Below are 23,571 nucleotides of genomic sequence, written 5' to 3'. Positions count from 1 at the left end.
AGCTGAAATAGAAATTTCCAACACTATCAATTATGAATAATCTTATTCAAATTTGGCGTTCTCTCAAGTAGATTATTTGAAAGTTAGAGACGAAATTCGATTGACTTGTGGAGCAATTGATTCAGTTACAGTTTTAAGTAATCAAACTTTTTTGGATTCTGTGATTCAATTAGAGATTACCAATGGAAAACAAAAGCTGTTACATGATATTGGAATAGTTTATTACGCGAAATATTTAAAATGGAAGAATCATACTGACATAATAAAGAGTATAGATTACTTTACTCAAGGTTGGAAAAATTATCAAGATAGAAATTGTTTATGGGATTTAGGACGGTGCTATGGAATCCTTGATGATTGCTCTAAAAAATTAAGATTAACAGAATTGTATGTTGATGAGAGGGTAAAAGCTAGTGAAATGGAATTTATTGATTACCAACAAATATACATACGATACAAAAACTGTTTAAATAAGAGTTGAAATGATATTTTCCATTAAAAAAGTAGTTTGGTTTCTTCTAGTTCTGAATCTAAATGTGGCATATTCTCAGTGTTCTCCTAAGGAATGTAAAGTTTTCGAAGACACCATATTCGAAAATAATGACAAGATTCTGAGCCCTGTAATAGTTTACAATGATGGATTTAGAATCTTGACGGATCAATCAGATAATTCACTAAATGTAATCGCTAATTTTATTAAAAAGAATGAAAATTTGAGATTTGAAATTGGCTCACATACAGATCAAAGAGGAAGTGAAAAAAGTAACCTATTTTTATCTGAGAAAAGAGCTAAGGCAATAAAAGAATTTTTAATCCAAGAATATAAAATTGATTCAATTCGTCTTTTGTCAAAAGGATACGGGGAAAGCACACCAATAATCTCACTTGAACGTATAAAAATGAATCAAATAAGGTAAGACAGGAAGAAATGTATGGATGTAACAGAAGAACAGAATTAACTGTTATTAAAGATTGAATGTATTTCTTGAAGTCATTTCAGCCATACAAAATTATCAATTAGCTCATGCGCGATTTCATCGTGTTCGTGCTATCATTAAAATTTTTGCTATTTGGCGATTCCACTAAGTTCCTCCCCTACAAATTCCGCCAATTCTTTAATATTCTTCTTCGAAAAGTCAAAAGTTATGTTTGCTGCTTCGTAAACTCCAGGAATAGATTTAGTGTAGCCTAAAGCCATTGCTTTTTTATAATCTTTAATTGTTTTATCGAAATCTTCTTTGCTGTTTTTCCAGATTGCTAATGCACCTAATTGTGCCATTCCGTATTCGATATAGTAAAATGGTACTTCGAATAAATGCAATTGTCTTTGCCAAGAGTATGCTCTTACATCTTCATATCCTGTCCAGTCAGTCGTTCCTGTTCCGTATTCATCCAATAGCGAAATCCATTTTTCTTTACGTTCCTCCTTCGAGTGGGTTGGGTTTTCATAAATCCAATGTTGGAATTCATCAATTGTTGCAACCCAAGGAAGAACTTCAAGTACTGTCTCCAGTTGTTCAATTTTAGCTCTTGTTAAATCTTCTTGGTTATCGTAAAATTCATCCCAATAATCCATTGTTAAAAGCTCCATACTCATCGATGCTAATTCTGCGATCTCGGAAGGGAAACTTTTGAAAGATGTCAATTCCAAATCTCTTGTCAAAAATGATTGAATCGCATGTCCACCTTCGTGAATCATTGTGATTAAATCTCTTTGAGAACCTACAGAATTCATAAAGATAAATGGAACTCCGATTTCATATAATGGATAGTTGTATCCTCCTGGAGATTTTCCATCTTTTGAATCTAAATCCAAATATCCCATAGCGTCCATTGTTCTTAAACAATCGCCAAAATAGGAGTCAATTTTATCGAAAATCACAATCGTTTTCTTCAATAATTCTTCTCCATCTTTAAATGGTTTTAAAGGTTTTCTCCCCAATGGATCAACTTGACTGTCCCATGGTTTAAGCTTCTCTTTACCCATCAATTCGGACTTTTTCTGACTAATTTGCTTCACCAAAGGAACAATTTCATCTTTTATTGATTGATGGAAATCAAAACAATCTTCTTTTGTATAATCAAAACGACCTAATTCATCGAACATGTAGTCACGGAAACTATCATATCCTGCGTTGGTCGCTACTTTGTGACGCAATTGAATCAATTCAGAAAATAAATCATCTAATTGTTCAGTGTCTTCTGCTCTTCTAGAAGCCATTTTTTCGAATACAGACTTACGCAATGCTTCATCATTTTCTTTCAATAAAGAACCTGCTTTTTGCATCGTGATTTTCTCTCCATCGTGTTCGATCGATTGTGCACCACTTACAGCACCATGAATTTGACTTTTTTCCGCTAATTCAGCATTCAAAGCGATGTTTTCTTCGCGAAATAATTTAATTGCAGTATCTATTCCTCTAAAATAGATTTTGTATGCTTCGTCCTTAAATTCAGATTTGAATGGAGAAGCTGATAGTTTTTTATTTAAGCGAAAAGAGTATGGTTCCAAGTTTGGTTGAATTTCCTTTACGAAAAATCCGTATGCATCTGCTAAATCCTTGTCCTTTGTATCGATTGTCATTTTGATGTAACGCCACGCTAAATTTTCAGAAATTACAGCTTCCAACTCACTTTGATCACTAATCCATTTTTCGAATTCAGTTTTCGTTTCAATAGAACGATTTTCTAAATCTATAAAATATTGTTCTACATTTTCCCATTTATCTACTGTGAAATTATCTGGTAAAAATGTTCTTTCTGGACGTGTAACTTTCATTGTGATGTTGTTTTAGAAGGTGATGGGTGGGATGTAAAAATGATAGTAAGGACGATTCGCAAATCGCCCCTACATTGTATCGTTGAACTTTTTATTTTTCTGCTTTCTCTCCCTCTTCCTTATTTTCTTCTTCTTTCTCTTCTTCTAGGGTAATTAAACCTGCTTTTTGAAGAATATTATACCATTGGAATAACTTTTTAATGTCAGAAGGGTAGACACGATCTTGGTCGTAATCTGGAAGAATTTCTTCTAAATAACTTGTCAATTTATTCAAGCTTTCTTTGTGAGAAGGTCCTGCTTTACAATCCTCTTTTTTTGCCAAGCTTGTGTAAACTTGTTTCAACGGAACATCTTCTTCGTAAGTATAAATACTGATATCTTCTAAAGCCGAAATACGGTCAGTAGAATAAGCAGGTATGCGTTTGTTGTCGATTAGCGATTCAACAATTATGTTGTTTTTAGATTGTGCTACTACTTTAAATAATCCAGGTTTCCCTGAAATCGAAATTACTCCTGATAAATCCATATATAATTTATTGTTTTTTAGAACCTCAAAAATAGAAAGATTATACTAACAAGTAGCATTACTATTGTTTAAAAAATGGTAACATTTTGTTTCCACTTACTGTTTCTATTTTTATTAAATAAGCACCACTTGATAATTTATCAATATTAACAAGGACTTTAGCGTCATTTGTTTGCTTTTCCATTATTAATTGTCCTGTGGTTGAAGTAATTTCATAACGTTTTATAAAAGTTCCTTCAACTTCTATATTTAATGAATTGTGAGCTGGATTTGGATATAAATTGATGTTAGACTTTATTTCATCTTCTAAATTTAAGGTCCATTGAACAGCATTTGAGAAACTCTTACAATTGTCAGGTCCTTGAATTGCGACGCTGTAAAAACCAATTCCTTGCGGACTATAAGTTTGTTGAGTAGCTCCTGGAATTGGAGTGTCATTCAAATACCATTGATAATTTGGAGCACTGCTAGAAATTAAAAAACTACCCGAAACTTGAACAATAGGGTTTTGTAAAGGACTGCCTTGAACAACAGACACAGTATCCGAATAAACTTTACAACCTTGGATGTCGAAACCAAATAGTGAAATTGTAGCTGGCTGCGGCACAATTATGTCAGGAGAGAAGTCTCCAGTTGACCATTCGTATTCTATTAAAGGAATATTAGTTGAAAGCTCAACTGGCATTTGACAAATTGCCGTGTCTCCTAAGATGGTTAAGTTTCCATTTTTGCTATTCAATAAATCAAAAGCGTTTACTTTTCCATAACCATATCTGTTATTTGGAGTTGAACCCGTAAACACATCTGATTCTGCACTTCCAAACAAGTCGGCCATAAATTCAGCAGAAGAGCTATTCCCACATCTTTCCAAATATAGGGCTGCAATTCCTGCTACAACTGGTGATGCCATTGATGTTCCACCATTTCTTAAATGATAACCTCCAATTCCTAATTGCGTAGCAAAAGAGGGGTTTCCAACCATAAATAAGGGAGCGCTTCCTAATGTAACATCGCCCGCAGCACTTATGTCTGGCTTAGTTACTCCGTCTCGTGAAGGGCCTCGACTTGAACCGTTAGATATTTTTCCTGGAGGAGTCATATCACTTCCTGGGTAATATTGACCTCCAGCATGAGTTATGTGTCCAAGTCGTCCTCTAAGGTTTGCTACAGAAATGATGTCAGGAGAACAATTCCACGATGAGACTATACTTTGAGCACTGTCAGGCATAACATAGTGGATAATAGGTGGATACTCTGCTGCTGTGGGGATATCATGTATTATTTTGTTTAATCCTATCCATGAGCCACTCCAAAGATCATATTTACCAAATCCAGTCGTGCTAAATCGCATACGGTAATTCGTAGAATCTACATTTGAGAATAGCCCTTGAAGGTGGTAGTTTCCAGCAACATATTCAGTGTAAACTTCAAGTGTAGCAATTCTGTCTCCATTAGCGTTATAAATAGTGTCAAAAATTGGTGTTCCAACATTCAATTGAGCAAATCGGTATTGAGTTTCTGCTACATTTTCGTAGGATGGGCCTGGTTTATTAGCTCCAAATGAATATTGAAACTGTGCGTCACTAACATCAGACCATAAATCGAAAAAAACAGTATTGATACCTAAAGATCCATTTGGATTATTTTCAAACCAAATGAAATTTGTGTCTACAGGATTCATTGTTTGTTGTGCATGATAAGGTTCTTGGTTTCCTGAGTTTCCTGCGGCACCAATTATAATTCTTCCATTTTTTTCATTCACCAACATTTCCATAAGCTCTCCTGCAGGATCTTTACCGTCATGACTTCCTAAATAACTACCAACGCTCAAATTAATCACAGCAGGTTTGTTCAAACTATCTGCAACCATAAAAATATAATCGCAGGCATCTGCTACTGTAAGTGTCCAATTCGGAAGATTAAAATTTGTTTCTACAAAAATAATTTGCGCATCTGGTGCCATTCCCTTGTTAAGTCCATTGGCCAAACCATTCCCAGCGCATATCCCGGTTACAGAGGATCCATGTCCAACAGATTCTTCATTACTTGTAATGGTTCCATTTTGAATTTGATTGGCATACCAAATTTGCCCGTAATTATAAGGAGCTGGAGTTTGAGTAGGATTATTAATAGAATGATCCCAATAGCGGATCACACGTTTATTTCCAAAAGCATCAATAAAATCTGGATGATTATGGTCTAAACCGGCATCAACTAATCCAATAATTACACCTTTTCCAGTATAGGAGTCCTTTAACGGAGCGCTGCCATCGTGAACTTGATTCACATCATGCATGACGCGCACAGAATCATCCAATAATGTTGGAGGTGCATACTCAAAATAAAAATCTTTAATTTTAGTTTCCTTTAGGTTTTTAGCAATCCATTGTGGAGAAGCTGTGATATAAAGAAAGTTTTTTGTAGAACGTTTAATAATCACTCCTTCATTTTCTAAAAAAGTTCTATTTACTTCGTTATTTTGAAGGGTTAATGGGAATTTTACTTCTGGGTTTTCATTCAAAATATCTTTGAAACCTAACTTTTGAGAGAGTATTGAAAAAGGAATAAACAGTAAAAGAAGGCAGAAAATTGATTTTTGGAATACCATTTGTTTATGTATTTGACCTATTAATGTACGAAATTCGACTTACAAACAATAAATATCGTAAAATTGTGGATTAATTTCAACTTTTGCGTTAATTTCAACGTGTAAATATAAATGAATATGAGAAAAATATTTTTAAGAATAATGCTTCCTGCTCTTTTAGGAGCTTACTTTTCTACAGCTACAGCGCAGGTAGATAAAAAAGTATTAAATTGGTACAACACTAGTAAGACAGGAATGTCTACAGAAAAAGCTTACAAGAAGCTTAAAAAAATTACACCAGACACAGTTATTGTTGCAATCATTGATTCAGGAATTGATATTGAGCATGAAGACTTGCAAGGTAGAATTTGGGTGAATAAAGGCGAAATTGCTGGAAACGGAATAGATGATGATAACAATGGTTACATTGATGACGTTAACGGTTGGAACTTTTTGGGTAACAAGAAAGGTGAAAATATTAATACTGCTCGTTTAAATGTTACAAGAATTTATGCTGAATTAAAGCCTAAATACGAAAATGTTGATTCTGCTGATGTGAAAAGTGAGGATGCTAAAGAATATGCTCTTTATATTGAAACAAAGGAAGAAGTGGAAAGCAATCGTGAAAGATTAACCGCTACTATTGGACAAATCAACCAATTCAAAGACCAAATGTTACCAAACCTTCCAGGTATGATTTCTAACATGATGGGTGTTGAAGAGTACGATGAGAAATCATTGAAAAAATGGAAGACAGAAGGTCCTCAACAAGCCCAAATGAAGACTATGGGATTAGCTTTATTATCAGGAGACTTGAATGAAGAAGCACTTCAAGGACAAATTGATCAAATTCAAGGAATGATTGATGGTCATTACAATCCAGATTTAAATGAAAGAGATTTAATAGGAGATGATATTTATGATATTACTGATACTGATTATGGTAACAACGATGTTGAAGGTCCTGATGCATTGCACGGAACTCACGTTGGTGGTATTGTAGCTGCAACTCGAGGAAACGATTTAGGTGGAGACGGTGTTGCAAATAATGTTGTTTTGATGTCTTTAAGAGCAGTTCCAGATGGAGATGAATTTGATAAAGATATCGCTTTGGCAATTCGTTATGCAGTGGATAACGGTGCGAAAATAATCAACGGTTCATTCGGAAAGTCTTATTCAAGTCTTCCAGTAGCAGTCTATGATGCAATCATTTACGCTCAAGAAAATGATGTTCTTTTTGTACACGCAGCAGGAAATTCAGCTAACGATTTAGCGATCAACAGTAATTTTCCAGCTGTAAAATATGACTTTCAAGAGTTGCCTTTTACGCACTTATTAACGATTGGAGCTTCTACTCGTGTTCATGAAGAAGAATTGGCAGCAAGATTCTCTAACTATGGAAAAAATGAGGTAGATATCTTTGCACCTGGTTATGAAATTTACAACACTTTCCCAGATAATGAATACCAAGCAATTGCAGGAACGTCAATGGCATCTCCAATGGTTGCTGGTGTAGCAGCTTTGTTGAAAGGTTACTTCCCTTCTTTAACCATGGCTGAGGTTCGTCAAATTATTCTAGATTCAGGTGATTATTTTGGTGATACTTATCAAAAAGTACCTGGTTCAAACGAATTAGTAAAGTTTGATAACTTATCAAGATATGGTAAAGTTGTGAATGTAAAGGCTGCTGTTGAACTAGCAAAGGAAAGAACAACAGAAAAGAAATAATTTTGTCAATGCAATAGTATGTTTGAACTAATTAGTTTATTCACTTTTGCTTCAAATGATAGAAATATATAATTAAAGGGGTGTTCATAATCGGGCACCCTTTTTGATACCCTAAGAATATGATGCAGAAATTTTGTTTATTAATTGTTCTTTTTATTTCACTTCAACTGAACGCCCAAAGGGTTTTTCCATTGTTGGATAATTTGAACTATTTTAAAAGTTTTTTTGAAGGTTCAACCAGACAATTGGACCATTTAAAGCCTGTTGATTTTAAATATTCTGAGGAAATTATAGCTTACATCGACAATAAAAGTGATTTTTTCGTTTATGATGGTGTGAAAAAAGAAAAGCTTTCTGGCTTGGCCAATGATTATAAAATTGGGATAAACATAGTAGCTTGGAATACCGGTCCGATTGTTTCAGTTTGGGACAATGGTCGTAAGCAAACATTAACTCAATTTGGTGGTACTTATGAAGTGTCTGATAGTTTAGTCGTTTTTGAAGATACAAGAGATAACGCTATTCGGGTGTATTATAACGGTGAAATTCATGATTTATACTACAGCGTATCCAATTTATATTTCCCTCAGTATATTGGATCTAATACCGTGGCTTTTCAGGGGAATGGAAATGTTCACTATGCATTTATTCAAGGAAAAATAGTTGAGATTGGAGTTTTTAACGAAAACGTAGAATTCGCCACTGGAGGAAATCTCGTTGTTTTCAATGATCCTTTCAATCAATCTTTTGCGGTTGCTTTCAAAAATAAAATTTTAGATGTTGAACCAATTAAAGTAATTAGTTACAAGGCTGGTTACGACAAATTTGTTTATCTCGATAGAAATAACAATTTGAAAGCTTATATCAATGAAGAATTAGTCACTTTAAGTTCTTATCCGGATTTTTACGAAGTGTTTCGTGGTATGATTATTTGGGGTGAAAATGGAGTTTTATATACCTTCAATAATGGAAAGAGATACGAAATAGCCAATTATATCCCTGAAGAATATAAAATGAGAAATGGAATTGTAGCGTTCAGAAATCTCAATGGTGGAGTTTCGGTTTTTCATAATAACCAAATTGAAATCGTAAGTAATTTGTCTGATGCTGCTTTTGAAGTTAATGGCAATACCGTGAGAGTTCAAGTAAATAAAGGGAATTATATTTTCTTTAAAAATGGATATACTTATCAACAATAGATTTACTCTTCATAAATTCTCCTTCCAAATAACATGTCTTAATTTTTTTTTAGATGTGTTAAAATTCAGTTTCTTAATTTTTCTTTTAATTCTGTCGATAATGAATACAGGTTTAAATAGTTCTTTATTATTTGTCTATTTAGAACATTTCTGATTAAAAACAACCTTCAACTTATATTTTCCATATTTTATTCTAATATTGTAAGGGAACTGTTTTTCGCTTCACAATTAAATCAAAAGAATATGGAACATGTTGTAATTATTGGAAACGGAATTGCTGGTGTTACTGCCGCACGTCATATTCGAAAAGAGTCTGACAAAAAGATTACGATTATATCATCAGAATCAAAATACTTTTTTTCTAGAACTGCACTCATGTACGTTTATATGGGGCATATGCGGTTTCAGGATATTCAGCCTTACGAGTCTCATTTTTGGAAAAATAACCGCATAGATTTAATTGAGGATTTAGTTGAATCTATTGATTATCAGTCGAAAACTTTGAAGTTAAAACAATCTTCTGGGGTAAAATACGATCAACTAATTCTTGCAGTAGGTTCGAAACCAAATAGGTTTGGTTGGAAAGGACAAGATTTAAAAGGTGTACAAGGGCTATATTCTAAAAATGATTTGGAATTAATGGAGGAAAACACAAAAGGGATTAAAGAGGCTGTAATCGTTGGAGGAGGATTAATTGGTGTTGAAATGGCGGAAATGCTGCTTTCGCGAGATATAAATGTGTCTTTTTTAATTCGTGAAAAAACCTTCTGGGGAAATGCACTTCCAGAAGTCGACAGTAATTTCGTAACCCAACATTTAAACCGACATCATGGTTTGAAATTGCTTTTTGAAGAGGAACTTGATGAAATTATTGCTGATGAATCTGGAAGAGCCAAAGAAATAAAGACTAAAAAAGGCAAAACAATTCCTTGTCAATTTGTAGGGCTAGCAGCAGGAGTGAGTCCAAACGTGGATTTTTTAAAAGAGAGCGAATTAGAAGTCGATAAAGGTGTTCTTGTAAATCCTGACCTTTCAACAAATCAAAAAGATGTTTATGCAATTGGAGATTGCGCTCAATTTAAAACGTCGATAAACGATCGTGGACCTGTTGAACAAGTTTGGTACACTGGTAGAATGATGGGAGAAACTGTAGCTCAAACGATAACAGGAAATAAAATGAATTATGCTCCAAGTCATTGGTTTAATTCAGCTAAATTTTTCGATGTGGAATACCAAACTTACGGAAGAGTTTGGGCTGAGCCGAAAGAAAATGAAACGAGTTTCGTTTGGAAGAATAACGAGCGAGAAATTTTACTTCATTTTGTTTTTGATAAAAACTCAAAAGTCTTTAAAGGAATCAACAATTTTGGATTGCGTTTAAGACATGATTTATTTGAAAAATGGCTGAATGAGCAAGCAACGATTCAACATGTTTTGAAATATCTGAAAACCGCCAATTTTGATCCTGAGTTTTTTAAAACTTTTGAAAAAGACATCGTGGACGCTTTCAATAAAGAATTTAATGATTCTGTAGAACTTGCACCTAAAAAGTGGTGGAGAAAATTAATGCATGATAAAGTTTAAAGGATGGGAACGACAATTAACTACTCTATAGCAGGAGATAAAACACAGAACTTAAATACCCTTCAAAAGATTGGCTTGACCTTAGGATCGATTTCATTATTTATTTTTCTTTTAACTTGGGTGACCGGAATGACCTTAACTCCTAATTGGTTGTACCTTACAGCCATTTTATTTGGATTTTCAGCAGGACCAGTGCTTTATGCAATTGGAACTTATAAAGGTTTGCCAGCGGGAATAAAAAACAATGGTGTTTACTTTAATTCCTTAACCAATAGAGGAGCTTTGGGATGGATAGGAGCAATTATCTTAACCTTATTCTATGTGTGCTTGTATTGGTATGGTGACTGGTTCGGTAATGGTACAGGTACAGATGGAGCAAATGAAGGTGCAGTTGCATTATTCGATCCTTTAAGTCAAATTATGCGTGGAGCCCCAGCTGATAAATGGTTTTTATATGGAACTTTCTATACCATTGCCATATTGTTTTTGGGGATAAAATTCATGTATAAATACCGCAATAGTAAATATCATTTAATCAGAACTGTTGTTGTAATGTTTTCTCAGTTGGTTTTGGCCTACATGTTGCCTTATATATTAGAAGGTTTAAATGCTACATCTGGAGGTTACTATTCATTAAACCCTATTAATTCTTGGCCTTTGAATTATGATTTTATGACGGGCACAAGGATAGATGCTAGAATAGCACCAGAAAATCAACCACTAGGAGTTGCTTATATGGTTTGGGGTATTATTTTATTCCTTATTGTTACACCTTTTGTCACTTACTTTGTTGGAAAACGCTGGTATTGTTCGTGGTTCTGTGGTTGTGGAGGTTTAGCAGAAACGGCAGGAGATAATTTTAGACACTTATCTGACAAATCACTTAAAGCATGGAAAATTGAACGTTGGTTGGTGCATTCAGTCATGGTTTTCGTGATGCTAATGACTGTTGCAGTAATGTATTCTTATTTTTCAAAATCAGAATTTAGTTTGATGATGTATTTTCCTGCTGTTGTGGGGTACAGCTTGCTTTTTGGATTGCTAGGATTGGCTGTTTTACTATTTATTTTCTTATACTTCAATGGAAAAGGCAAGTCAAGAAATTTCATGTTAGTGGGGGCAGTTATTGGAATGGTGATGATTGTTTCCATGCTGTTAAGTTATCTTGGGAATGATTCTCAAGCATTTGGAATAAGCAGTGATACAATCAAGAAGGGTTACGGATTTTTTATTGGTGCAATTTTCTCTGGAATTGTTGGAGTTGGTTTTTACCCTTTATTAGGAAATCGTGTTTGGTGTCGTTTTGGGTGTCCAATGGCGGGTTATTTAGGAATTATTCAACGTTTCAAGTCAAGATTTAGAATTACAACTAATGGAGGACAATGCATTTCTTGTGGAAATTGTTCGACTTATTGTGAACAAGGAATTGATGTAAGAGCGTATGCTCAAAAAGGTCAAAACATTGTTCGTGCGGCTTGCGTTGGATGTGGTGTTTGTTCTTCTGTATGTCCACGAGGTGTACTGAAACTTGAGAATGGTCCAGAGGAAGAAAGAATTACGGATAACCCTATAATAATTGGTCATGAAAAGCACCCTACTTTGAGAAGATAAGCTATGAATATTACGTTGGATTTTCTTTAAAATTAGGGAAAACCCTTGAAATCAGCTGAATAAGAAGCTCTAGTTTTGTTTAGGAATTTAAAAACAAAATTATGAGAACCAACAAAGTAATAATTGCAGTATTTAGTTTTTCCATGCTTATGGCATGTCAAAAAGAAGGTTGCACCGATCAAGCTGCGGATAACTATGATTCGAAAGCACAAAACGACGATGGAAGTTGTATTTACAATGGAGTAAATCCAGGCGATACTAGTAGTGGGAATTTACCAATTCAATTATCAGGAACAGAAACTAGTGGAAGAACAATAGTTGATCAATCTACAAATCCAAACCTCGCAGATTATTATATCGATGATGGATGGAACCTTGATGCTGCAATAATAATTGAACCAGGCGTTCGCATTGAAATGCGTTCAGGTGCTCGAATTTTGGTTAAAAGTAATGGGTCTTTGGATGCTACTGGTTTAGCTAATAACAAAATTGAATTTATTGGAGCTCAAAATGTGAATGGACTCTGGTATAATATTGAATTTGAAAGTAATAACCCTAATAATAAACTAATTCACTGTAATATTTCGAATGGGTCAAAGTATTATTCTTCAACACCGTCAATGGTTGTTGTGGGTACCAACAGTCAAGTTACAATTCAAAATTCTAACTTTAGTAATGGAAGTGAGTTTGGATTGATGACGGAAGGAGTAAGTTCTAAATTGCCAAATTTCAGTAATAATAATTTCAGTTCCTTTTCAAAAGCACCGATTAGACTTGAATCATTAAGTCACGCAGACTATTTAGATAATTCCACAACAATTTCGAATAATAACACTGTTCCTAAAATTTATATTTACAATGGAAATGTAGAATCCAACACAACTGTGCGCAAATTGAATGTTCCTTATTCAATAAGAGAATCCATATCGTTTGATGATTCTCATACAATAGTAGAGGCTGGAGTAGAAATGAGAATCGCAGCAGATGTAAGATTGGAAGTTAAGAGTAACGGTTCATTAGAATTTGCTGGAACTCCTTCAGAACCTGTTAACGTGTTAGGGGAAGTTAATTCGAAAGGGTATTGGTATAACTTAGAATTCAATAGTAATAATCCCTTAAATCGACTAAACAATACTAATGTTTCAGGAGGTAGACAATACTATAGTAGTCAGCCTGGAGCAATCAGATTAGAAGGTAACGCACTTTTAAATATGACTAATTCTACTGTCTCTAATAGTCCGTCCGTGGCAATTGGTGGCGATTCTGGAGCAACCCTTAATGACAACGGAGGTAACTCTTGGTCAGATTGTGACGATGGCGGAGGATTATTGCCGTAATAAAACGTAACTATCTAATTGAATAATTAATAAAAAACAACTCTTATGAAAAATTTAATAATTACATCATTTACAGCTTTTTTAATGTTTGCTTTTTCACCAACAGCAACGGCCCAAGAAGTAGGGTATGAAAAAGGAAAGACTTATTTTGATATTGGTATAGGTGCGCCTAGGTTTGGTTTTGGAAACAGCTATCTTTATAATAATTCTGGTTACAATAGTTATAGAGTTCCAGTGTTGAGAGCAAACGTAGAAATAGGATTTAACGAACTTTTTAGTGGCGGATTGTATGCTGGTTATAGTCATTATGGTTATCGATGGACAAACGCTCTAGGTGATTGGGATACCAAATATAGCTTTATCACTGCAGGGTTTAGAGGGACTTTTCATATTTGGGATTTTATAAATGAAAACCTTGATCTTGGTTTAGGCTATGAAGAATTCGATTTATATGCTTCTTTAATGATTGGTGCTCAAATTAATAGCTTCTCAGATAAAACACCTGTAAATAGAACAACAAATAGAAGCACAAAAGCCTTTTTTGGTATCACTACTGGTGCTAAATATTACTTCACTAACAAAGTGGCAGTGTTTATAGAAGGAGGTTATGGAGCTTCATCTTATGGTTTGATTGGACTAACATTTAAATTATAATTTAAACTTCCACTGCCGTACTTTTAATTTTTAAACGGAGTTCCTCATTGTTCGATTTCCGTTTGGTCAATTCAAGAATATAAAACGATTTTCTTTCATTATAAGGAAAATCGTTTTATATTATCCTCGCAAAGTAAAACATTCAATTATGAAGCTTAATCTGACTAACTATGGCTTGATTTTATTATCTTTTTTAAGCCTGCTCTGTTCTTTCGCCTACTCACAAGGTCAGTTCTCACAAGATTCTATGCAGATTGTAAAAAATGCTCAAAGCTTATTACAACATCCAGATATTAAGTCAGTAGGTAGTGTTAAAACATTTCTTAACGAGGATGTTAAAGTCCCAAATGAAGCGACTAGCGATTTGATAAATTATTACATGGCAAGGCACTTCTACATTACACAGCAACACGATTTAGCCACAGATATCGCATTAAAGTGTATTGAAGATGATTTTAACGAAAATTCCAGTGATGCAAAATTCTATAACATTCATGGGGCGATTCATGTTAAAAATAAAGATTATGAAAAAGGAATAAAATCGTTTTTAGAAGCGGCAGAAGGTTTTAAAAAACAAAATAATTCTTTAAGAGAGCATGTTGTTTATAATAATATTGCAAATATTCACCTTGCTTTAGGCGATCACGATCAAGCATATCATTACAGTAAGTTGTGTTATGATGAATATCAAGGTTTTCCAGAAGATCCTAATTATTTAACTTTTTTAGGTATTCTCATAGTATGCGAAAACAACCTAGAAATTTTAGATAACGCAAAAATTCATATTGATATTGGGATGAAAATTGCTGATACTTCCAAAAATATTCAAGGTAAAGTTCTTCTTAACTTCGCAACATCGGAATGGGAATATAAAAAAGGAAACTATGACAAGGCAAAACCATTAGCTTTAAAAAGTTTAGAATTGAGTGAAAAATATGGGCTGAAACAATTCCAAATTATGAATAATATTCTTTTAATGGATATTCATAATGATATAAAACAATATCAATTGGCACTTGATTTCGGTTTGCAAGCAAAAGCTAATCTTGAAGAAGCGGGAAATCTGTCAATGGAACATACAGTTTCCAATGGAATGTCTGTTGCTTATGCAGGATTGGGGTTGTACAAAAATGCTTATCTTTTCAAAAAGAAAACAGATTCTTTAAAAACGATTGACAGAGATTTAAAAAATAAAAGAAATATGGACAGCCTGTTGGTCCAGTTTGAGTCATTAGACAATAAAAATGAAATCTTAAATCAGGAAATTACGATTGCAACACAAAACAATACGATAGAACGAAGAAATAATATTTTAATTATTATAAGTTTTACCTTATTGATAACTGTACTTTTCATAATTGGGATATTCTTTTTTAATAGACAAAGGCTAAGATTAATTAAGAACAGGCAAGAAGCAGAGTTGATTAATGCCGTAAGTGCTTCGGAGGAAGAGGAGCGAAATCGGCTTTCGAGTTTGTTACATGATGGACTGGCAGCTGAGTTAACAGCTTTGAAGTTAGAGTTGGAGAGACTTCCAGATGTGTCTGAAAGGGCATATATGATGTTAGATAATGCGCATAAGTTAACCAGAAGAGTTTCGCATAACCTTTCTCCTTACATGATTGAAGAAAAAGGTTTAGTTGAAGCCATTGCCTATTCAGTGAGTAATAATAATGTGAATAAGAATTTATTCTTTTACACAAATACTTCAAATAAGTTAAATATCTCCTCAAATGTTGCGATGATATTATTTAGAAGTACGCAAGAATTACTTCAAAATGCTATCAAACACGCCCATGCCAAAGAAATTGTAGTTCAAGTTATGTTGAATGAGAGAAATTTAACGATAAGTGTTGAGGATGATGGAGTGGGAATGGATATTGCTATTATTAAAGATTCAATAGGTTTAGGCTCTTTAAGAAAACGAATTGAAGTATTCGGAGCAGAGTTGAACATCGATTCATCGCCTAATCAAGGGACAAGTGCATTTATTAATTTAAAATTAGAAAAGTGAGTAATTTAAAATTGAATATATTAATAGTAGATGATCACCAAATGATTTTGGAGGGAATAAGAAGTTTTATTTCTACTCAATTTCCTGATTCAAATATTTTACTCGCCTCTAATCACAAGGAAATTGTGAGTGTTTTACAAAAACATTCCATCGATGTCATGTTGTTGGATTTAATTCTAAAAAAAGAAGATTCACGTAATTTTTTAGCTCAAATTGTGAAATTAAAACCAGAGATGAAAATTGTTGTGATTAGTTCTTTGGAGGAAGAGACGGTTGTTCATGGACTTATGCATAATGGAGTGCATGGATTTGTTGGGAAGTCAGGGTCTACAATGTATATTGCGGAAGCTATTCGATCAGTTTTGGATGGTAAAACTTATATAGATCCAATTTTTAATGAACGTATTGTTGAGAAGAACAAGAGTTTGTCAACTTTTTCAGTCAATCTTACCCGTCGTGAAAAAGAAGTTCTAATGGAGACCTTAAAAGAAAAGAGAATTAAAGAAATAGCTGAATGCCTTTTTATCTCTGAAAAAACTGTAGAGAATCACCGTTCTAATCTTTTTAGTAAATTTGGGGTTACTAATGTTACAGGACTCGTGAAAAAAGCAATGTTGCTGGGCTATTTTTCTGATAAAAACAGAAGCTAGGCTAATAGTTCGAGGTTTACCTAATTTATAAAATGACGTATAATAAGGAAATTGATTACACAAAAGTTTTTGTGGTTATTCCCGCTTTTAATGAGGAACAATCAATAGTTAAAGTGATTAAAGATATCCCAAATGTTCCACTTGAAAATATTATTGTAGTAAGTAATGGTTCTACAGACAATACTGAAAAAGTTGCCGGAGCAGCTGGAGCAACGGTTTTACTTGAGCCGAGAAAAGGATATGGTTGGGCTTGCTTGAAAGGATGTGAGCATGTGGAAAAAATGGATGGAGAAACAATTGTTTTTCTTGATGGAGACTATTCTGATTATCCACAACAACTAACAAAAGTAATTGCTCCTATTTATGAGCAAAACATGGATTTGGTGATCGGTTCTCGAGCTTTGGGAAACCGAGAAAAAGGTTCAATGACAATTCCTCAACAATTTGGTAATTGGTTGTCTTCAAAATTGTTGAAAATTTTTTATGGGGTAAATTTCACTGATCTAGGTCCGTTTAGAGCGATTCGTTTTGAAAGTTATAAAAGTCTCGGAATGAGCGATAAAACCTATGGTTGGACGATCGAAATGCAAATAAAATCTGCACAAAAAAAACTGAAATACTGTGAAGTTTCCGTTGATTATAAAGTGCGAATTGGACAGTCAAAAGTAAGTGGAACAATAAAAGGTGCGGTAATGGCAGGAATTAAAATTATATTTGCAGTTTTTAAGTATAAATTTATTAAATGAACTTAGTCATAATTCTTGATAGCGCTTTAGGTGACCCGACTTGGATGTTCAATTGGGGGGATGCTTTTGGTTTCGAAAATTACTTTGCTCACCTATTGGCAAAGCTAATCCTGATTGTTTACGGATTCAGTCTGGTACTTATTTTAATTTATAGTATTCTACAACTTTCGTTGGCTATAAATTATAAGAAGAGTAAACTTCAAAAAAAGAAAGAACTTCCAACATTTGATCCTGAAAAGGCTCCATATGTTACAGTTCAATTGCCAATGTATAACGAATACTATGTTGCGGAGCGTGTTATTGAACGCGTTGCACAATTAGATTATCCGTTAGATAAGCTTGAAATTCAAGTGCTTGATGATTCTACTGATGAAACGGTAGAAGTAATCGCACGAAAAGTAAAAGAAGTTCGTGAAAAGTATGGTGTAGATATCAAACATATACACAGAACGAATAGAGTTGGATACAAAGCAGGTGCTTTAGATAGTGCATTACCTGATGCAAAAGGAGAATTTGTTGCTATTTTTGATGTGGATTTCCTTCCAGATGTAGACTTCCTTCAAAAAACAATGCCACAATTCCTTGATCCTAAAGTAGGAGTTGTTCAAACACGTTGGGGGCATATCAATAAAGATTATTCATTATTGACAGAATTACAAGCCTTTGGTTTGAATGGTCACTTTGCTATAGAACAAGAAGGAAGAAGTTCTGCAGGTCACTTTATTAACTTTAACGGAACAGGTGGAGTTTGGAGAGTGAAATGCATTGAAGAAGCTGGTGGATGGGAACACGATACCTTAACAGAAGATTTGGATTTAAGTTACAGAGCTCAAATTAAAGGTTGGAAGTTTAGTTATTTAGAAGATGTTATCGCTCCTGCTGAATTACCGATTACAATGAGCGCCTTAAAAGGTCAACAACACCGCTGGATGAAAGGAGGTGCTGAATGTTTTAGAAAAATGGCGCTTCGTTTAATTAAAGCTGAAAATGTAAGATTAAGTGATAGAATTCACGGATTGTCGCATTTGTTTAATTCTACTGTTTTCGTATTTATTTTAGTAATGAGTTTATTGAGTCTTCCTGTTTTGCATATCAAAGATAGTTTCTCAGACTTAAACTACTTTATTCAATTTGGAAGTGTTTTTATTCTGTCAACTTTATTCTTGATGTTCTATTATTGGAATTCTTATAGAGATAAAACAGAAGATAAGCCAAAAACTTTATTTCAATTTGTAAAAAGATTTGTTCAATTCCTAACTATTTCAATGGGGCTTTCTTTAAGTAATGCTGTTGCAGTAATTGAGGGGTACATGGGGATTAAAAGTTCATTTGTTAGAACTCCAAAATTCAACGTTGGAGCAAAAGAAGAAGGCGTTATAGAAAATAAGTACGATAAAAAATCTATATCGTTGATCACTATTGGGGAAGGTATTCTGTTCCTGGTTTTTGGTTTTACAGCATTAAATAGATTGGCCTATGGTGATTTAGGAATGGTTCCTTTCCACTTAATGTTGGCTATCGGATATGGAACAGTTTTCTTTTATAGTATATTGGAAGTTAGACCATCATTATTTTCATTCGTACCGAAATTTAGTACAAGCAACGTTAACGCTTAGTTAGATATTTTATTCATGCAATCGAATTGGAGAGGTTTACTTGGAGCAATTTTGCTTTTCGTAATACCTCTCTTTTTGATTTCATATGTTTCAAAACAGGATGACTTTATTCTAAGTTTTTCATCCTATTCAATTGCTTTTATAGTTTTCCTTTATTTTATCCGTATTCGAAATAATTTTTCAATACAAATTTGGAAGTCGATTGCTTTTGTTCTGTTTTTGATTCCTTTATTTTCAATTCCATCACTTTCTCCAGATGTGTATCGTTTTTTGTGGGACGGAGAACTAGTCACAATGGGAATTCATCCTTATTCAGCTATTCCAAATGAATTAATGGAGTCGAACGATAAGGTTTATAATTCAGAATATATGAATTCGCTTTATGCTGAAATCACAGAGCTTTCTCGACGCAATTATTCAATATATCCATCGGTTAATCAATTCTACTTTTTGATTTCAGCTTTAATCAGTGATAATTTAATTGTTTCACTCATCACATTAAGGGTTTTAATGTTAGCCACATTGTTGATTGGAGCACATTATTTCTTTAAAATTTTAGAATTACTTTCAATTTCGATCAGTAATAGCGTTTTACTAATCCTTAATCCAATTTTGATAGTTGAAATAATGGGTAATTTCCACTTTGAAGGAATAATGCTTTCATTTTTATTCGTTGGGGTCTATTTTGTACTCAAAAATAAATGGTTAAAAAGCAGTCTGTTTTGGGCAATTGCAATCAACATTAAGTTAACTCCTTTGATTTTACTTCCTTTTCTTATTCGTTTCCGTAAACTGAAAATAAGCATCCAGTTTTATATCTACACCTTCCTTTTTTCAAGTGCTTTGCTTCTTATTTACCTTTGGCCAAGTGTGTTTTCAAATTTTATGCAAAGCATAGAATTGTACTTTGATAATTTCGAATTTAATGCAGGAATTTTCTATTTGGTTAAATGGATAACGTCCTTCTTTATCGAAGGAAACCCAACATTAATTGTTGGTCCGACTCTTTCGATTCTTGCTTTTATTTACATACTTATAATTGCGTTTTATAAACCAATTAAAACAAATAATGAATGGCTGAACCGAATGATGTGGGGCTATGTTGTTTATCTTTTGTTCGCAACAACGGTTCATCCTTGGTATGTAATTTTACCGCTTGGATTAGCTGTGTTTTCTGTGAATCTAGGAGTATTGTTTTGGTCTTTCTTGATTATGTTGTCTTACGGGTTTTATGCTTTTGGACAATCAAGTTTTGGTTATGTTTTGATTGGAATTGAGTATTTAATTTTGCTTTGGTTCTTGCTTTTTCCGAATAATTTTATGGTGGATTGGAGTAGGAAGGTTTTGAGGATTGGGTGATAGTTCCATTTTTGAGTTATGTAAAAAATGGATAGCACTGATGCTATGAGAAAAAGAAAATTACTCTAGTGGAAACTTGCTATTTGCATCAAGGACTGTAAATCCACGTATCTATTTCCTTGAATTCTTTGATTTAGGTTTAGACATTTAGCTTCTTTTTAGAATATACCTTTTTCAAATTACTTGTAATAATCAGATATTGTCGATTCCAATCCAATATTGATTTCAAGTAAAATTTCTTAAACAAACGAATTGTAAAATTTACTATTGAAATCAATTTGACATATTTCATCCAAGATATAGCGAATAAAAATATAGCCCTAATTAGAAATCTAAATTTCAAATTAAACTCTAGCCTACCTCAATATGAGACTTATCCAATAAATCCAAAACATTCTTCACTGGAGTAAAGGCTTCCGTAGGAACTTCAACGAAAACGCTGATCCAATCAGACATGCTGCCATTCCATAAACCTGGTCGTTCTATAAAACGAATGTCTTTGCCTTCGTAAGTCTTTTCGACAATGAAATACTTCTCAGGATCTGAAAAATCGAGTAGGTCTAATTTTTTACCGTTGATGTCTTTAGTAGAAACAGCCATTAAAACAGGATTGAAATACTGACTTTGAACCATTAATCTGTATTGGTTTCCATTGTTGCTGATTTGTGACTTTTCCACAATTTGCTTCGATTGTTTACCATTTTCCTCAACCCAAAAAGGTCCACCACCTGGCTGACCTTCATTTCTTACCATTCCACAAATACGAATTGGACGGAAAATTAATGTTTGTAGTTCTTCATCCGATAGTTTTTCGAAATCTGTTGATGGATTGGTGAAGTGATATTGGTGGTTTAATGCAGCTAATTGAACTCGAGGGTTTTCACTTTCATATGCATCTTTTAATTCAGTTTTTACTAAATCGAGCATTCCACCTAAATATTTTAGATTTTCAATAGAAGTTTGCGCATGTGCCTCGTGTTGAATATTATCAATATTTTTAATAAAAATGATATCACTCTCAATGGTATTTAGATTTTTAAGTAAAGCACCATGTCCTGAAGGACGGGTTAAAACTTCTCCATTGTCATCCAGGACTACATTCTGATCTTTGTCGAAAGCAATTGAATTTGTTGAAGGATCTTGTTCGCTCCATTCAATTTTACACTTTCTTCCAGACAATTGACGAATTGAATCTAAAGCTTCTTTAATTTGGTGTTCATGATTTTTATTGATCGTGAAATGAAAATTGACCTGATCTTCTTTAATCCTTAAACCTTGAATTAATTGTTCTTGAAATGCATTTAAAATAAAACTTCTTGAACGGTGAAATGGAACCAAACCTTTCGGTATCATTCCCAACCCCAGCCCTTCAGGTTTTAATAAATAGGAAACAAAATCATCTAGTGTAATATCATATTCACGCACTTTTTTCTTCAATGTATATGGAAGTAATTCAAAAAATGCGAATGATTCAATTGAATTTAAAAATCGTTCAGTCTTACTTCTGGTCTCTTCATTTGGGTCGGATAAAAATTCGTATAAAAACTTAAACATTCTAGATCCTGTTCCAGATGCTGGAATAAAAAAGTGAACACTTTGATCTCCATTATTGAATTTTACTTTGAATCTATTCTTTTCAAATTCTGAATGACGAATTATTCCATCATTTAATCGGCAAGGGCTAATTAGATTAATTTCCGGTTGTTTTTTAAAAACTAATTCCTTGTGTTCATCAATAATTGATTGACTGTTTTGAAGATCCATAAGATTTGAATGTTAAGTTTACGTACTTTTAACGCAGAAAATAGATGTTTATGATTTATTTAGTCCGTGAATATATAAAATATTGTTTGATTGCGAAGAATAGACATGGTATTCACTCTCCTTTTGTATATGAATTTAATGACCAATGTTTGCGTTTACCCATTCCAGATTATGAATTCAAAATTTTTAAAGATTTAAAGAAGAATTTCCAGAAGAATAACACTTCGATTGATGTTACAGATTTAGGAGCAGGCTCTAAAAAATTAAAAAAGCAACGCAAGATTTCTGAAATAGCAAAGATTTCGGGAAGTAATGATAAATATGGTAAATTGCTTTTTAGACTTGTAGCCCATTATCAACCAAAAAGAGTTTTAGAATTAGGTACATCTTTAGGAATAGGTACCTATATGTTGGCTGCGGGTCATGAAAACACGCATGTAACAACTGTTGAAGGGTGTAAAAGTACTTATGAAATTGCAAGAAGAACTTTTCCTGCTTCCCAACATGCTAAAGTTGATTTTGTCAATGAGGGTTTCATTAGTTACCTACGTAACCTCAAAAGTCAAAATCCCTTCGATCTTGTATTTATTGATGGAGATCATAGGAGTGAAAGTTTGTATAATCAACTTGATTTATTACAAGCTTTTATACACGACGAAACCATTATTATTTTAGATGATATTCGTTGGTCGAAGGATATGCTAATGGCTTGGAATCATTTGGTTCAAAATTCTGATTATCACTTAACGATAGATTTGTTTAAGATGGGGGTTTTGATCAAGCGTGGTCACCAAGAAAAGGAGCACTTTGTTGTACGTTACTAATTTTGAAAGCTTTAATTAATAATCTTTTTATAGGGAATGTTAAAAAGTATTAAATTATTTTAATATATTGTGATGACAAACACCAGCCCTTGTGAATCGATATTTAGAACAATTATTAGAAGATATGGATGCTGCAATTGCAAATCAAATCGCAATACGCAGTCATCTTGATATTCTAGGAGAATGTGAAGTCTTTGAAACGGAAAACGGAGTTCCATTAGAGGAGAAAACCGCTCCTTTATCTCAAATTATAGGTTTTAATAAATTTTATTTTCCTACTTCAGAAAAACTAACAAACGATCAAATTTCAATGGTTTATTCACGTTTACTGTGCGTGTTAGACAATTATAATTTTTTCTTAGACTTTCCAGATAAAGTAGATGAAAGGGTAAAATATGATATGTTACTCGATATTTTTGACGAGGAGACATGTTATTCCAACGCAAAAGTGACTATTCTTGAATTTTGCGGATATGATTATGAAACTTGTCCATTTGGAGAAGAGCTTTGTCAATGTAAAAAGTTTGAGGAAATGGCCTAAAAGTAATTGGTTTGCGCTTTTAATGTGTTGGTAATCAACATTTAGTGTGTGA

19 protein-coding genes are annotated in these 23,571 nt (G+C 33.4%); 15 read left to right on the top strand and 4 right to left on the bottom strand.

Translation table 11 applies throughout. The features are described from left to right. Nucleotides 1-76 precede the first annotated feature (76 nt). Entirely contained in the window at nucleotides 77-481 is a 405-nt protein-coding gene (locus tag C6368_RS00890) for a hypothetical protein (RefSeq protein WP_107037286.1), read from the top strand. A 1-nt stretch (nucleotide 482) separates the two neighbouring features. Continuing rightward, nucleotides 483-917, top strand: coding sequence for an OmpA family protein (locus C6368_RS00885; protein ID WP_107037285.1), 435 nt, complete (start codon nucleotides 483-485; stop codon nucleotides 915-917). Nucleotides 918-1,066: 149 nt separating this feature from the next. On the opposite strand, the gene C6368_RS00880 is transcribed toward C6368_RS00885, so the two are convergent. The 3 genes from C6368_RS00880 to C6368_RS00870 all read right to left on the bottom strand — a co-directional run bounded on the left by C6368_RS00880 (nucleotide 1,067) and on the right by C6368_RS00870 (nucleotide 5,913). After that, entirely contained in the window at nucleotides 1,067-2,779 is a 1,713-nt protein-coding gene (locus C6368_RS00880) for a M3 family oligoendopeptidase (protein WP_107037284.1), read from the bottom strand. A gap of 91 nt (nucleotides 2,780-2,870) precedes the next feature. Further along, the gene (locus C6368_RS00875) at nucleotides 2,871-3,305 is read right to left on the bottom strand and encodes a DUF5606 family protein (RefSeq protein WP_107037283.1); all 435 of its coding nucleotides are present in this window, start codon (nucleotides 3,303-3,305) and stop codon (nucleotides 2,871-2,873) included. A gap of 61 nt (nucleotides 3,306-3,366) precedes the next feature. Then, on the bottom strand, nucleotides 3,367-5,913 hold the full coding sequence (locus C6368_RS00870; RefSeq protein WP_107037282.1) for a S8 family peptidase: 2,547 nt from the start codon (nucleotides 5,911-5,913) through the stop codon (nucleotides 3,367-3,369). Nucleotides 5,914-6,030: 117 nt separating this feature from the next. On the opposite strand from C6368_RS00870, the gene C6368_RS00865 reads away from it, so the two are divergent. The 11 genes from C6368_RS00865 (at nucleotide 6,031) to mptB (ending at nucleotide 20,390) form a co-directional block, all read left to right on the top strand. Then, the gene (locus C6368_RS00865; RefSeq protein ID WP_159038345.1) at nucleotides 6,031-7,620 is read left to right on the top strand and encodes a S8 family serine peptidase; all 1,590 of its coding nucleotides are present in this window, start codon (nucleotides 6,031-6,033) and stop codon (nucleotides 7,618-7,620) included. Between the two features lie 119 nt (nucleotides 7,621-7,739). After that, the gene (locus C6368_RS00860; RefSeq protein ID WP_159038344.1) at nucleotides 7,740-8,819 is read left to right on the top strand and encodes a hypothetical protein; all 1,080 of its coding nucleotides are present in this window, start codon (nucleotides 7,740-7,742) and stop codon (nucleotides 8,817-8,819) included. Nucleotides 8,820-9,062: 243 nt separating this feature from the next. Then, nucleotides 9,063-10,403 (top strand): NAD(P)/FAD-dependent oxidoreductase, encoded by a 1,341-nt coding sequence (locus C6368_RS00855; RefSeq protein ID WP_107037279.1) that lies wholly within the window; start codon nucleotides 9,063-9,065, stop codon nucleotides 10,401-10,403. A gap of 3 nt (nucleotides 10,404-10,406) precedes the next feature. Then, a complete protein-coding gene (locus tag C6368_RS00850; RefSeq protein WP_107037278.1) occupies nucleotides 10,407-12,014 on the top strand; it encodes a 4Fe-4S binding protein in 1,608 nt (535 codons plus the stop codon). Nucleotides 12,015-12,115: 101 nt separating this feature from the next. Next, nucleotides 12,116-13,351 (top strand): hypothetical protein, encoded by a 1,236-nt coding sequence (locus C6368_RS00845; protein ID WP_107037277.1) that lies wholly within the window; start codon nucleotides 12,116-12,118, stop codon nucleotides 13,349-13,351. A gap of 45 nt (nucleotides 13,352-13,396) precedes the next feature. Beyond that, entirely contained in the window at nucleotides 13,397-14,005 is a 609-nt protein-coding gene (locus tag C6368_RS00840) for a hypothetical protein (RefSeq protein WP_107037276.1), read from the top strand. Nucleotides 14,006-14,153: 148 nt separating this feature from the next. Next, nucleotides 14,154-16,019, top strand: a complete 1,866-nt coding sequence (locus C6368_RS00835) for a tetratricopeptide repeat-containing sensor histidine kinase (RefSeq protein ID WP_107037275.1) — start codon at nucleotides 14,154-14,156, stop codon at nucleotides 16,017-16,019. Then, nucleotides 16,016-16,669 (top strand): response regulator, encoded by a 654-nt coding sequence (locus C6368_RS00830; RefSeq protein ID WP_159038343.1) that lies wholly within the window; start codon nucleotides 16,016-16,018, stop codon nucleotides 16,667-16,669. Before C6368_RS00835 ends, C6368_RS00830 begins: the two co-directional genes overlap by 4 nt. A gap of 32 nt (nucleotides 16,670-16,701) precedes the next feature. After that, nucleotides 16,702-17,415, top strand: a complete 714-nt coding sequence (locus C6368_RS00825) for a glycosyltransferase family 2 protein (RefSeq protein ID WP_199851570.1) — start codon at nucleotides 16,702-16,704, stop codon at nucleotides 17,413-17,415. Then, nucleotides 17,412-19,031: a cellulose synthase family protein gene (locus C6368_RS00820; RefSeq protein WP_234369057.1), complete on the top strand. Its 1,620-nt coding sequence runs from the start codon at nucleotides 17,412-17,414 to the stop codon at nucleotides 19,029-19,031. The genes C6368_RS00825 and C6368_RS00820 overlap by 4 nt, the downstream gene beginning before the upstream one ends. 15 nt (nucleotides 19,032-19,046) lie before the next feature. Beyond that, complete coding sequence (mptB, locus tag C6368_RS00815) at nucleotides 19,047-20,390, top strand: polyprenol phosphomannose-dependent alpha 1,6 mannosyltransferase MptB (protein ID WP_107037273.1); 1,344 nt, start codon at nucleotides 19,047-19,049, stop codon at nucleotides 20,388-20,390. A 351-nt stretch (nucleotides 20,391-20,741) separates the two neighbouring features. Here mptB and C6368_RS00810 read toward each other — a convergent pair whose 3' ends face one another. Next, complete coding sequence (locus C6368_RS00810; protein ID WP_107037272.1) at nucleotides 20,742-22,154, bottom strand: DUF4301 family protein; 1,413 nt, start codon at nucleotides 22,152-22,154, stop codon at nucleotides 20,742-20,744. Nucleotides 22,155-22,204: 50 nt separating this feature from the next. Here C6368_RS00810 and C6368_RS00805 point away from each other — a divergent pair, with 50 nt between their 5' ends. Both C6368_RS00805 and C6368_RS00800 read left to right on the top strand, forming a co-directional pair. Then, a complete protein-coding gene (locus C6368_RS00805; RefSeq protein ID WP_159038342.1) occupies nucleotides 22,205-22,978 on the top strand; it encodes an O-methyltransferase in 774 nt (257 codons plus the stop codon). A gap of 91 nt (nucleotides 22,979-23,069) precedes the next feature. Next, complete coding sequence (locus C6368_RS00800; protein WP_107037270.1) at nucleotides 23,070-23,519, top strand: hypothetical protein; 450 nt, start codon at nucleotides 23,070-23,072, stop codon at nucleotides 23,517-23,519. The last annotated feature ends 52 nt before the right edge of the window (nucleotides 23,520-23,571 follow it).

Origin of the sequence: Brumimicrobium mesophilum, assembly GCF_003025005.1 — a bacterium.
In the GTDB taxonomy this organism is placed as follows: Bacteria; Bacteroidota; Bacteroidia; order Flavobacteriales_D; family Crocinitomicaceae; genus Brumimicrobium; species Brumimicrobium mesophilum.
The sequence above is the reverse complement of the archived record's forward strand: the minus strand, read 5'-3'. Positions and strand labels throughout refer to the sequence as shown.